The organism is Streptomyces rhizosphaerihabitans (genome assembly GCF_025399795.1).
Classification (GTDB): domain Bacteria; phylum Actinomycetota; class Actinomycetes; order Streptomycetales; family Streptomycetaceae; genus Streptomyces; species Streptomyces rhizosphaerihabitans.
Window position 1 is genome coordinate 66,770 of the sequence record NZ_JAODTZ010000035.1, and the last position, 12,253, is coordinate 79,022.

10 protein-coding genes are annotated in these 12,253 nt (G+C 72.0%); all 10 read right to left on the bottom strand.

What is annotated here, in order from left to right:
- Window positions 1-24: 24 nt before the first annotated feature.
- Window positions 25-444 carry a DUF7144 family membrane protein gene (locus N4G66_RS29465; protein ID WP_261707288.1) on the bottom strand — a complete coding sequence of 140 codons (420 nt, stop codon included), beginning with the start codon at window positions 442-444 and terminating at the stop codon, window positions 25-27.
- 560 nt (window positions 445-1,004) lie between these two features.
- Complete coding sequence (gene melA, locus N4G66_RS29470; protein ID WP_261707289.1) at window positions 1,005-2,324, bottom strand: alpha-glucosidase/alpha-galactosidase; 1,320 nt, start codon at window positions 2,322-2,324, stop codon at window positions 1,005-1,007.
- A complete protein-coding gene (locus N4G66_RS29475; protein ID WP_261707290.1) occupies window positions 2,321-3,352 on the bottom strand; it encodes a carbohydrate kinase family protein in 1,032 nt (343 codons plus the stop codon). The genes melA and N4G66_RS29475 overlap by 4 nt, the downstream gene beginning before the upstream one ends.
- Window positions 3,353-3,358: 6 nt before the next feature.
- The gene (locus N4G66_RS29480; RefSeq protein ID WP_261707291.1) at window positions 3,359-4,189 is read right to left on the bottom strand and encodes a carbohydrate ABC transporter permease; all 831 of its coding nucleotides are present in this window, start codon (window positions 4,187-4,189) and stop codon (window positions 3,359-3,361) included.
- Entirely contained in the window at window positions 4,186-5,148 is a 963-nt protein-coding gene (locus N4G66_RS29485; RefSeq protein WP_261707292.1) for a carbohydrate ABC transporter permease, read from the bottom strand. Before N4G66_RS29485 ends, N4G66_RS29480 begins: the two co-directional genes overlap by 4 nt.
- 48 nt (window positions 5,149-5,196) lie before the next feature.
- A complete protein-coding gene (locus N4G66_RS29490) occupies window positions 5,197-6,489 on the bottom strand; it encodes an ABC transporter substrate-binding protein (RefSeq protein WP_261707293.1) in 1,293 nt (430 codons plus the stop codon).
- A gap of 11 nt (window positions 6,490-6,500) precedes the next feature.
- Window positions 6,501-7,460 carry an endo alpha-1,4 polygalactosaminidase gene (locus N4G66_RS29495; RefSeq protein ID WP_261707294.1) on the bottom strand — a complete coding sequence of 320 codons (960 nt, stop codon included), beginning with the start codon at window positions 7,458-7,460 and terminating at the stop codon, window positions 6,501-6,503.
- 375 nt (window positions 7,461-7,835) lie between these two features.
- Complete coding sequence (locus tag N4G66_RS29500; RefSeq protein WP_261707295.1) at window positions 7,836-8,342, bottom strand: universal stress protein; 507 nt, start codon at window positions 8,340-8,342, stop codon at window positions 7,836-7,838.
- A 5-nt stretch (window positions 8,343-8,347) separates the two neighbouring features.
- Entirely contained in the window at window positions 8,348-9,622 is a 1,275-nt protein-coding gene (locus N4G66_RS29505) for an arsenic transporter (protein WP_261707296.1), read from the bottom strand.
- 173 nt (window positions 9,623-9,795) lie between these two features.
- The gene (locus tag N4G66_RS29510; protein ID WP_261707297.1) at window positions 9,796-12,171 is read right to left on the bottom strand and encodes a SpoIIE family protein phosphatase; all 2,376 of its coding nucleotides are present in this window, start codon (window positions 12,169-12,171) and stop codon (window positions 9,796-9,798) included.
- Window positions 12,172-12,253 lie beyond the last annotated feature (82 nt).

Here is a 12,253-nt window from a genome sequence, read left to right on the forward strand (position 1 = left end):
CGGTGTCATGTGGTGCCGTGCGGGCTATTCGGTGTCCGCGTCCGGCCTCGCCACACAGAGCGCCCAGATGACGAAGCCGTACAGGGCTATCAGCGTCAGGGACCAGACGGGGTAGTACGGGATGTCGAGGAAGTTGGCGATGATCAGCAGCGCCGCGATGCCCACGCCGATCACGCGTGCCCAGGTGGCCGCCGTGAACAGGCCGAGGCTCACGACCACGGCGACCGCGCCGAGCGTCAGGTGGATCCAGCCCCAGCTCGTCAGGTCGAACTTGAAGACGTAGTTCTGGCTGGTGACGAAGACGTCGTCCTGGGCGATCGCCATGACGCCCCGCAGGATGTCCAGGACGCCGGAGACGAACAGCATCACCGAGGCGAAGATCATCAAGCCGCCGGCCGCCGTCAGGGCGGTCTTGGAGTGGGTGTGATGCTGGGTGGTTGCCATGGCTGAACCTCCGTTGCGTGGGCCGCTGTCGCAGCCACTCACCACCGAGCCTGCGACAGCCGGCCCCCTCCGGCCTCACCCCCTAAGGGTGACGATGAAGGGCCCCGAGCCCTGGGTCCCGAGTCCGGAGCCCTGGGTCCCGAGTCCCGAGTCCCGGGACCCGGAGCCCCGGAGCCTGAGACCCGGGGCCTGGGTAAGAGGGGAGAGGCCGAGGGAGGGGGACGGTCGGCCCGGCACCGGCCGCTTCCGCCGTTGCCGGGATTCGCGGCTTGGCCGGACGGTGGCCCTTGCCCGTGCCGGGGTTCGTTGCCTGGCCGGAGGGCTGGCGTTGCCCGTGCCGGGGTTCGTTGTCTGGCCGGAGGGCCGCCGTTGCCGGGGTTCTGGGCTTGGCCGGACGGCCGTCGCCGCTCCTGTGACGGGGGTTCGCCGCTCGGCCGGACGGCCACCGTTCCCCATGCCGGGGGTTCGCCGCTCCGCACCCGTCGCCCCTGCCGGGCCGGGGGATCGCGGGCCCGCCGGACCGGCGCCCCGGCCGCTCCCCCGGGCCGGGAGTCGCGGGCTCAGTGGCCCAGCAGCACCCTCAGCTCGGGCTGGAGCAGATCTCCGTGGGCCCGTACGAGGTCGTCGCACAGGTCCCAGATGCGCTCGACGGGGAGCGCGGCGGCCGTCGCGGGGTCGGCCATCGCGGCGTGCCGGATGTGGCGCGGCTCGTGATCGGTGGCCGCGCGGACCACCAGGTCGTTGACGGCGACGTACGCGCTGTTCAGTGCCGCGCACTGCGGCGGCAACGCGCCGACGCGGGTCGGCTGCACCCCCAACGCGTCGGTCAGGCAAGGGACTTCGACGACACAGTCCGCCGGGAGGTTGTCGATCAGGCCGCGGTTGGGCACATTGCCGTAGATCGTGCGCGGGGTACCCGTGAGCGTGCTGTGGATGATCTGCGGGGCGTACTCCAAAGTCCCCTCGACGGGGAGGGGCGCCCCGGCGGCCAGGGCCTCGCGGGTGCGCCGGTAACTCGCCGCGTTCTCCTCGATGATCTCCAGATAGGCCCCCACCGGCAGCCTGAGCCGCTCGATCTCGCTGTCGTGGTGGAGGTACCACGGCACGTACTCCGAGGAGTGCTCGCTCGTCTCGGTGGGGTAGTGGCCGAGGCGGCGGTACATGTCCACGCGGACCCGGCGCAGCAGTCCCGGGTCCTTGGCGATGGCCTCGTCCAGGAGTGGGTAGAGGTCCTGGCCCGCGCGCTCGAAACGCAGTACCCACGCCTGGTGGTTGACCCCGGCGGCCAGATGGGTGACCTCCTCGAAGGGGACGCCGACGAGCTGGGCGAGGTCGTGCATCGTCCAGTACACCGAGTGGCACAGGCCGGTGACGCGCAGCTTCGGCGCGATCCGGCTCAGGTAGAGGACGTTCATCGCCATGGGGTTGGTGTAGTTCAACAGCAGGGCGTCCGGGCAGAGTTCGGCCATGTCGGAGGCGAGCGCGCGGAGCACCGGGAAGGTGCGCAGCGCGCGGAAGATGCCGCCGATGCCGAGCGTGTCGCCGATGGTCTGGCGCAGTCCGTAGCGGGCGGGGATGTCGAAGTCGGTGCGGGTCGCCCCGTCCATGCCGACCTGGATGATGTTGATGACGAAGTCGGCGTCCGCCAGGGCCGAGCGGCGGTCGAGATGCGCGGTGATCGTGGGCTTGGCGCCGCGTACGCCGGCGATGTACCGGGCGGCGCCCTCCGCGGTGGCGAGCCGTTCCGGGTCGATGTCGTGCAACGCGATGCGGGCGTGGGCGAGTTCGGGGAACGTGAACAGGTCGGCCAGCAGTCCCTGGGTGAAGACCACACTCCCGGCTCCGATGAAGGCGATCTTCGCGGGGGTGACGTCGTTCATGTACGGCTCCTGGTGTCGCTGGTGCGAGGGGTTTCCGAAGTGCCCGGGTATTCGGTGGTGTTCGGGGCGTTCGCGCCGGGAGGGATGCCCGGGCTGTCCGCGCGGATCGCGGCGCGGGCCTCGTCCCAGGTGGGCTGCGCCGCCGTACCGCCGTGCGCCCGCGTCGACAGCGAACCGCAGGCGGCGGCCACCGTGAGCGCGGAGCGCAGGTCCAGTCCCCGCAGGGTCGCGGCGACGAATCCGGCGTCGAAGCTGTCGCCCGCGCCGACCGTGTCCACGGGGTCGACGGACACGGCCGGGGCGCGTGACAGTTCGGCCCCCGCGCAGGCGAGGGCGCCGTTCGCGCCGTCCTTGACGACGACCGTCGGTCCCCGCCCGGCCAGGAGGGCGGCGGCAGCGGCCGGTTCGGGCTCCCCGGACAGCGCGTGCGCCTCCGCCGCGTTGGGCAGCAGGAAGTCGGTGAACTTCAGTACCGGGTCCAGGAGTTCGTGGTCCCAGCAACCCGCGGGGTCGTCATTGGTGTCGAGTGAGGTCGTCGCGCCCGTCTCCCGTGCCAGGCCGAACACCGAGGCCAGCGACCGCGCCAGACGGGGCATCAGGAAGAACGAAGCCGCGTGCACATGCCGGGAGGCCGCGATCAACTCCCGCGGCACGTCCTCGGGGCCCGTCGCCGTGAGACAGCCGGGCGCCGTGAGGATGGCCCGGTCCCCGTCCCCGGCCGTGACGACCGTCGTGAGCGGCGTGGGCAGGACCGGGTCCGTGACCAGGAAGCCGACGTCGACGCCGCGCCCGGCGAGCGCCTCGCGCACGAAGACGCCCGCGGGATCGTCCCCGACCCGGCCCGCGAAAGCGACCCGCAGCCCGAGCCGCGCGGCCCCGCACGCCATGATCGCCGCGGAGCCGCCCAGCACCAACCCGGCGTGCTCGACGAGCTGTTCGCGCTGCCCGAACTCCAGGGGGCCGCGCAGCGGGCCGACCACGACATCCGGATTGGCGTCGCCGACGACCAGGAGATCGAAGGATTTCATGGTGGCCTAACCCTTCAGGCCGCTCGAAGTGAGCGACTGGACAAAGGTCTTCTGCGCCAGCAGGAACGCGACCAGAACGGGCAGCACGGTGATCACATTGCCCGCCATCACCGCCGACCACCGCGTGTGGTGCAGTCCCTGGAACGTCGTCAGACCGAGTTGCAGCGTGTACTGGGTGTCGTGGTTGATCGCGATGAGCGGCCAGGACAGGTCGTTCCAGGTGCTCAGGAACGTCAGCACCGCGACCGTGGCCAGCGCCGGCCGGGCCAGCGGCAGCACGATCGAGAACAGCACCCGCAGCCGCGAACACCCGTCGATCCAGGCCGCCTCCTCCATCTCCCGGGGCAGCGCGAGGAAGAACTGCCGGAACAGGAAGACCGCGAACGGGGTGACGAGTGACGGCACGATCAGCGCGCCGAGCGTGTCGATGAGACCCAGTTCCTTCATCACCAGGAAGGTCGGGATCATCGTGAGCTGGAACGGGATCACCATCGTCGCCAGCATCAGTCCGAGCAGCGCCCGCGATCCGGCGAACCGCATCCGCGCGAAGGCATAGCCGCCGAGCGCCCCCAGCAGCAGATTCGACAGGACGGCCGCGGCCGCGACGATCAGTGAATTGGCGAACCAGCGGGGGAACATCGCGTTCCCGAGCACATACCGGTAGCCGCCCAGGTCGATCCCCTTGGGCCACAGCGCGGGCGGGAACCGGTTGATCTCCGCGTTGGACATCACCGAGCTGAGCGCCAGCCACACCAGCGGCAGCGCGAAGCACAGGGTCAGCGGCGCCAGCAGCAGATGCCAGCCGCTCGGCCTGCGGGAGGTCGTGGGTGAACTCATCGGACCGCTCCTTCGCTACGTTCCCGCCGGCGCCGTACGAGGTGCAGCGCCCCGCCCGCCACCAGCAGGGCGAGGGCGAGGACGTACGCCGCCGCGGCCCCGTAGCCCGCGGTGAACATCTGGAACGCCTGCTGCCAGACGAAGTAGACGACCACGCCGGTCGATCCGAGCGGTCCGCCCTTCGTCGTCACATAGATGAGGTCGAACACCTGGAGCGCCGTGATCAGTTGCCACAGCAGCAGGAACACGGTGACCGGAGTGAGGGTGGGCAGGATGATGTGGCGCAGTACCCGCCAGCGGCCCGCCCCGTCGATGCGCGCGGCCTCCACGAGTTCGGGCGGGACGTCCTGGAGCGCGGCCAGATAGACGACGACACAGAAGCCGACGCCGCTCCACAGCGAGATCAGCACCAGCAGATAGATCGCCTGGTCCGGGTCGGTGAGAAAGCCCTGCGGGGAGAGCCCGAGCTTGTGCAGCAGGGAGTTCGCGACACCGAACTCCGGGTCGAGGATGAACGAGAACAGCACGCCCTGCGCGGTCGCCGACACCACGAACGGAACGAAGACGAGCGTGCGGTAGAGGCCGATGAACCGGATACGGCGGTTCAGCGCCAGCGCGAGCGCCAGCCCGCCGAGCAGGCTGAGCGGCACGTACAGGGCGGTGTACAGCAGCGTATTGCCCACGGCCGTACGGAAGTTGGGGTCCTGGAACAGAGCCCGGTAGTTGTCGAGGCCGACCCAGCGGCCCGGGGTGACCAGATCGTCGGCACGGAACGAGAGCAGCAGCGACCAGACGACGGGCACGATGCTCAGACCGAGGATCACGACGACCGCGGGGCTGATGAACGCCCAGGCGGTGGCCGTCTCGCGACGGGTACGGCGGCGGGCGGCGCGTCGCGCGGCGGCCGGGGCCGGCGCGGCGCCGGGTGCGAGCGTGAGGGCGCGGGGAAGGGTGGACATGACGGCCTCCTTCAGCCGGAAGTCGGCTGGGAACGTCTGAAGTCGGGGTCACCGGGGGATGAGCAGGGCCGCGTCGGCCGTGTCGGCGCACCGGCGGATGGCGTGGGCGGGGGAGTCCTTGCCGAGCAGGACCGAGACGATCGCCTCGCCGAGAGCCTGGGAGATCTGAGGGTAGGCCGCGTGCACGGGCCGGACCCGGGCGGAGGTCAGTGTTTCGGTGAACACGTCGAGTCCCGTGGTCGTCGCGGAGTGCTTCCGCCACTCCGGCCGCCGGGCGGTGGCCGAACTGAGCGGGAGGCTGCCGGCCGAGATGCCCCAGCGCGCGTCCTGGGCCGGCCGGCTCATCCAGCTCACGAACTCGACGGCGGCCCGGGAACGGGCCGAACCGTTGTCGAACACGGTCCAGGTGTCCGGCCCTGAGATGGTGATCGGCCTGCCGTTGTACGTCGGCAGCGGTACGACGTCGTAGTCGATCTTCGCGGTGATGATGTCCGGCAGCTCCCAGGGCCCGGTCGCCACCATCGCCATCCGGCCGCCCAGGAAGACCTGGTACATCTGCTCGCTGCCGGGTTTCGGGTCGACGTACACGCTCCTGTCGTGGGTCAGCCGGGCGAGGGTCCCCAGGGCCTTCGTGCCCTGCTCGGCGAAGCCGATGCCCTTGCCGTCGGCGGCGACGACCTCGCCGCCGAGGTCCCAGATCATGGGCCACAGCCGCCAGACGGTGTCCTCGTCGCCCGTGCCCGGCCAGCCCGTGCCGAACACCCCGCGCCCGGAGTCGGTGAGCCTGCGCGCGGTGTCGACGAACTCGTCCCAGCTCCAGCCCGGCTTCGGGTAGGGGACCCCGGCCTGCCGGAACAGCTTCTTGTTGTAGACGACGGCCAGCGAGTCGAGCACCGCCGGGGCGGCGCGCACCTTGCCGTTGACGGTGACCGCGTCCCGTACCGGCGCCCAGAAGGAGTTCCACGGCGGGGTGCCGTGGTGCAGCGCGGTCGTCAGGTCGACGACCCGGGGGCTGCGCGCGACGCTCGCCAGGTCCGAGCCGAAGATGTAGGCGATGTCGGGGTACGAGCCGGCGGCGAGCGCGGCCGTCACCTTCTGGAGCATCGCGTCGGCCAGCACCCCGCCGCCCGAACTGTCCACGCGGATGCGCGGATGTGTGCGGTTGAACTCGTCCACCAGCGCCTCCACGGCCTTCCTGGCCGTGTCGTTCTGGCCGTGCCACAGCTCGACGGTCACTCTGCCGTCGGCACCGACGCCGTCCGAGGGGCCGCCGCAGCCGGCGAGAGCCCCCGCGGCCGCCGCGCCCAGGAGCAGCCGGCGCCGCGCGATCGCGCGTGTCATCCCGGCCCCCGTCAGCGGGTCTTGCGGACGTAGTCCGCGCTGCCGGGTGTCGAGACCATGACGTCCCGGCGCACGATGCTCAGCCGGTTGCCGAAGGCCGAACGGGCCTTGCGCAGACCGCTGTCGGTGTACTCGATGACCACCACCCGGTCGTGGAACGCCTTCGCGTACTCGCCGCACTCGTCGTACTCGCCGCACTCCTCCGCCACCGCGAAGTCGAGCCCGGTCCGCGATCTGAGCCCCGCCAGTTCGACGGTGTTCTTCTGCCCGATGGCCAGATGCCGGGCGTGCGCGTGCCGCGACAGCAGGGTGATGAACGCGGTGGCGTCGGCCGGGGTCAGCAGCTTCCGGGAGCGGGTGTAGCTGTCGTAGTTGTCCGGCTCGATCGCGTCGAATCCCTTGGTGGCGCAGTCGTCGATCCACCGGTCGACGCGCGCGGCCACCCGCTTGCGCTTGGCCGGCGTGCGGATGTCGAGCAGTGCCTCGTTCCAGTCCTGGTCGACGACGACCTTGCCGTGCGCGTCCCGCAGCAGCAGGTCGGCCGGCCATTGTCCGCGTTCCTCCGGCTGTGCCTGGAAGGCGTTGACGTAGCAGATGTTGTACAGGCCGGGCGCCGGGGACGACGAGCGGTCGCGACTGACGACGCGCACACCGGCGGCCGGAGGATAGGCACCGCCGATCTGGTAGTCGAACCCCGCGTGCAGCGGAGGGAGTTTCACGGCAGTTGTCGTCGGGCCGGGCCGGGGCGTCGGTTTCGGCGATGTGGTCGCCGTTTCGACCGGCGCCGAGGGATCGGCCGTGGTTCCGGAGGCCGTCGGCGCGGCGGCCGGGGCCTTGGACGGTGTGCTCGGGCGCTTCGGCGAGGCGCTCGTGTCCTTGCCCGAGTCGCAGCCCGCGAGTGTCAGAAGACCGGCCAGGGCCGTGGCTGTGCCCAGAACTCCGGCGCGGAGAACACGTTTGACGGGGGGCATGTCCGCTCCATCAATCGCGAGTACGTCCCCGCCTCGGACGCTGCGAGCGATCCTGGCGACTTTGGCCGGACTTGAACCTGGTCCGTTACCGGCTGGGCGTACCTCTGCGTGCCGGGTCGCACCACGGCACGCCAGGATCAAATCGTGCGTGCCCGACTTCGTCAAGGGCCTGCCTCCGCCACGGGCACCCGCCGGCCCGCGGTCCCGCACGTCGGGGACGCGGGCCGGTCACTTGACGGATGTCCTCGCCGGGGAAGTGCCCCGATGGCGGAACGGACGGCGGCGGCACGCGGCTTCACCGGCACCCGGCACTTCGACCGGGTTCTCCCCGCTGGCGGCGCGGGACGCCGCCGGGTGTCTTTCGGCCATGTCCCCTTAAGGGTGGGGGTGATGCGGCGGATGCGGGGGTGGGGGCGGGATCGTCGTGACGTCCGGTGCCGGTTCGGGCCAGACGAGCAGTACCGGGCAGGGCGCGTGGTCGACGACGAAACGACCGGCCGGTCCCAGACTGTGCGGGCCGAGCCGGCTGCGGTCGCCGTCGCGGGCCAGCACGAGCAGACCGGCGCCCTCGGCGGCGGCGACCACCTCCCGCTCGACCCGGCCGGTGCGCTCCAGCCGCGTCGCCGGGCCCTCGAGCCGCTCGGCCGCCGCGTCGAGGAGCTCGGCGGCGGAGGCCGTACCGAGGGTCTCCAACAGGTCGCCCGGATCGGGCTCGGAGCGCCCGCGGCCGAGGAGCCCCGCGAAGGCACCGTGCGCGAGACCGGGCACCCCGGGGTCCGCGACATGCAGCAGCACCACGTCCGTCGCGCCGGGAGCGTGCGTACGTACGGCGTCCACGCACGCGGGCCAAGTTCCCTCGACCAGCCAGACGACCACCCGCATGTCCATCAGCCTCCGATGAAGTGGAGCGAGACCCACAGCGCCAGTACGGCGGGGACCAGCGCCGCAGGTACGGCGATCAGGCCCAGCCGGGTGAACTCCTTGAGATCGACGCCGTGTTCGTGCTGATGCACGATACGTCGCCACAGCAGTGTCGCCAGCGAACCGGCGTACGTCAGATTGGGCCCGATGTTGACGCCCAGCAGCACGGCCAGCACCGCGCCCGCGCCCGAGTCGGCGGCCAGCGGCAGCAGGACGAGGACCGCGGGCAGGTTGTTGATCAGATTGGCCAGTACGGCGGCGATCGCGGCGATGCCGAGCAGCGCCGCCGGCGAGCCGCCCTCCGGGAGGAGGCTGTCGAGCGCGTCGGCCAGACCGTTGTCGACCACCGCACGGACGACGATGCCGAGCGCGAGGACGAAGGCGAGGAAGGACGGCGCGGCGGCGCGCACCACGGTGAGCGCGGTGGTGCGGCGGCGGACGAGGGCGCGGGTGGCAAGGACGAGCGCTCCCGCCGCGGCGGACCAGGCCGGGTCGATGCCGACCGCCGACGCGAGGACGAAACCGGCCAGGGTGCAGCCCACGGTGATCAGCGCGAACAGCGGCAGGTCCGGCGGCTCCTCGGCCCGTTGGGGGAGTGCGCCCGCCGCGAGGTCACGGGCGAAGAAGCGCCGGAAGACCACGTACTCGGCGCCGATCGCGACCAGCCAGGGCAGCACCATCAGCGCGGCGAACCGGGTGAAGCTCAGACCGCTGGCGGTGAACGCGAGCAGGTTCGTGAGGTTGGAGACCGGCAGGAGCAGCGAGGCGGTGTTCGACAGGTGGGTGCACGCGTACACATGCGGCTTCGGGCGGGTTCCCATCCGCGCCGCCGTCGCGAACACGACGGGGGTGAGCAGCACGATGGTGGCGTCCAGACTGAGCACCGCCGTGATCGCCGAAGCGAGCGCGAAGACCGCGGTCAGCAGGCGGCCGGGCTGCCCCGCGGCCCAGCGGGCCATCCACGCGCCGCAGGCCTGGAAGAGCCCTTCGTCGTCGCAGAACTTGGCCAGGACGAGGACCGCCGCGAGGAAGCCGATCACCGGACCCAGATGTGCGGCCTCCGCGCGGACGTGGTCCCAGGAGATCGCCCCCGTCGCCAGGACAAGACCGGCGGCGGGCACGGCCACCACCGCCTCGGGCCAGTCGAACGGCCGCACCACCGCGCAGACGAGGACGGCCGCGAGCAGCACGACGGACAGCGTCTCGGCGAACGGACTGCCGAGGGCCGCGGCGAGCGGCACGGCGCCGTACGCGCCGGAGATTCCGGGGGCGAGTGGGCTGTTCAGGATCGGGTCCTCCGGGCGGTGATGGCGGCACCCCCATCACATCAGATGGGACACTGCGCGCCCGCGCGCGCCCGCGCGCGCCCACTCCGCGTCGGCGCCCTGCCCCGCTCCCCACCCCCGGACGGCTCTCACTCCTCGCCGAGAAGCGACAGCTCCGCCCAGATGGTCTTGCCCTCAGGGGTGTGCCGGCTGCCCCAGCGCTGGGTGAGCTGGGCGACGAGGAGCAGCCCGCGTCCGCCCTCGTCGAAGGTTTTCGCCCGGCGCAGATGCGGCGCGGTGTGGCTGCTGTCCGAGACCTCGCAGATCAGGGTCTCGGCGTCGTGGATGAGCCGCAGCCGGATGGGCGGCTCGCCGTAGCGGATGGCGTTGGTGACCAGTTCGCTCACCACGAGCTCGGCCGTGAACGTGGCCAAGGTCAGCTCCCAGAGCTCCAGTTGATCGGCGACCTGCTTGCGGATCGGCGCGACGAGAGCGGGGTCGGCAGGGATGTCCCAGGTCGTCACGTCGGAAGGGGCGAGGCCATGGGTACGGGCGAGGAGCAGCGCCACGTCGTCCGGCGCGCCGCCCGCGGGAAGCAGCGCCTGGAGGATCGCGTGGGCCGCCCCCTCCAGGGACTGCGACGACTCCTCCAGCGCCCGGCAGAACAGCCGCAGACCGGTGTCGACGTCCCGCTCGCGGCTTTCGAGCAGGCCGTCGGTGTACAGCGCGAGCACCGTGCCCTCGGGCAGGTCGAGCTCGACGGACTCGAACGGCAGTCCGCCCAGGCCGAGTGCCGGACCGGGCGGCACGTCGATCTGCCGGGGCGGGCCGCCCGGCGGCAGGACGAGGGGCGGCGGATGGCCCGCGCTGGCGAGGGTGCAACGCCGGGAGACCGGGTCGTACACCGCGTAGACGCACGTGGCGCCGACCTCGCCGGTGGTGCCCTCGGATCCGGCCTCGGTGGACAGCCGTACGACGAGGTCGTCGAGGTGGGTGAGCAGCTCGTCCGGGGCCAGGTCGATGTCGGCGAGGGTGCGGACGGCGGTGCGCAGCCGGCCCATCGTCGCCGAGGCCTGGATGCCGTTGCCGATGACATCGCCGACGACCATGGCCACCCGCATCCCGGACAGCGGGATCACGTCGAACCAGTCGCCGCCCACCCCGGCACGCGCCGCGGGCAGATAGCGCGACGCCGCCTCCAGGGCCGCCGTCCGGGGGAGGGACTGGGGGAGCAGGCTGCGCTGGAGGGCCAGCGCGGTCTGGCGCTCGCGGGAGAAGCGGCGGGCGTTGTCGATACAGACGGCGGCCCTGGCCGTGACCTCCTCGGCGAGCAGTACGTCGTCGTCGGTGAAGGGTTCGGGTCTCCGGAACCGGCTGAGGACGGCGACCCCGAGGGTCCGGCCGCGGGCCCGGACGGGTACCGACATGGTGGCGTGGATGCCGTACTCCCTGACGTGCTTGCCGCGCAGTCCGTCCCAGCTCAGCCATTCCGCCAGCGTGCCGGTCGCGTTCGGTGCGACGAGCGGCCGGCCGGCGATCAGGGAGTCGGCCTGCGGGGAGGACGCGGGATAGACGTCGACGTCGCCGGGCCGGACGATCGCTTCCGGATCGCCCGCGTGCACGGACCGGTGGGCGGCGCGGCGGAGCATGATCGGTGCGGTCGGCGGTTCGACGCGGTACTCGCCGCCGTTCTCCGGGGGGTCCAGCAGATCGACGCTGACGAAGTCGGCGAGGGCGGGTACGCAGACGTCGGCCAGTTCCTGGGCCGTACGGGTGACGTCGAGGGTGGTGCCGATGCGCACGCTCGCCTCGTTGACCAGCTGCAGCCGCTTGCGGGCCCGGTACTGCTCGGTGAAGTCGTGCGCGGCCACACAGACGCCGAGCACCCGCCCATGGGTGTCGGTCAGCGGGGCGATCCGCGCCAGCCAGTGGTGCGCCCGCTCCTCGCCGCCGCTGCGGGCGTACGTCTCCACGTCACGCCCCCGGCCGGAGGCGAGGACCGCGGCCATCTCGCGCTCGATCTGTTCGCCGGCCCGCCGGTCGCCGATCTCGGACACCCGCAGGCCCCGGATGCGGTCCTCCGGGAGGCCGATCACCTCGGACATCGCGTCGTTGATGCCGTACAGCCGCAGCCGTTCGTCGTAGACGGCCATGGCGCAGGGTGCCTGGGCGAGGGCCGCGCGGATCAGCGGGTCGTCCGTGCCGCGGGGCTCCCGGCCGCCCAGCGGGGTGAGCACGAGCCAGTCGCCGCTCCGCTCGAGGCGGTGGGCGAGCAGCCACACGGACAGGACCCGGCCGTCGCGGTGGCGCAGGGCGAGCACCCCGTTCCAGTGATCCCCGGTGGACCCCAGGGGTGGGGCTGTGTCCGCCGGGGCCAGGAGATCCACCGCCGGGCGGCCCTCGACCTCCTCGGGTGCGTAGCCCAGGAGCCGGTGGGCGCCCTCGCTCCAGCGGATCAGGGTGCCGTTCCCGTCGATGACCGCCCGTGCGGTGGCGGCCTCGTCGAGAGGGTGGACCGGGCTCATCGTCGCCACTTTCCCTTGTGCACACTCACCGTGAACAAGCGCGTCGTCCGGGTTCCAGCCTAGTGGCTCGGCGTCTCGCACA

Bases quoted from the DNA above. Each gene is read 5' to 3' on its own strand.
- N4G66_RS29465 (WP_261707288.1), bottom strand. From the start codon at position 444: ATGGCAACCACCCAGCATCACACCCACTCCAAGACCGCCCTGACGGCG.
- melA (WP_261707289.1), bottom strand. From the start codon at position 2,324: ATGAACGACGTCACCCCCGCGAAGATCGCCTTCATCGGAGCCGGGAGT.
- N4G66_RS29475 (WP_261707290.1), bottom strand. From the start codon at position 3,352: ATGAAATCCTTCGATCTCCTGGTCGTCGGCGACGCCAATCCGGATGTC.
- N4G66_RS29480 (WP_261707291.1), bottom strand. From the start codon at position 4,189: ATGAGTTCACCCACGACCTCCCGCAGGCCGAGCGGCTGGCATCTGCTG.
- N4G66_RS29485 (WP_261707292.1), bottom strand. From the start codon at position 5,148: ATGTCCACCCTTCCCCGCGCCCTCACGCTCGCACCCGGCGCCGCGCCG.
- N4G66_RS29490 (WP_261707293.1), bottom strand. From the start codon at position 6,489: ATGACACGCGCGATCGCGCGGCGCCGGCTGCTCCTGGGCGCGGCGGCC.
- N4G66_RS29495 (WP_261707294.1), bottom strand. From the start codon at position 7,460: ATGCCCCCCGTCAAACGTGTTCTCCGCGCCGGAGTTCTGGGCACAGCC.
- N4G66_RS29500 (WP_261707295.1), bottom strand. From the start codon at position 8,342: ATGCGGGTGGTCGTCTGGCTGGTCGAGGGAACTTGGCCCGCGTGCGTG.
- N4G66_RS29510 (WP_261707297.1), bottom strand. From the start codon at position 12,171: ATGAGCCCGGTCCACCCTCTCGACGAGGCCGCCACCGCACGGGCGGTC.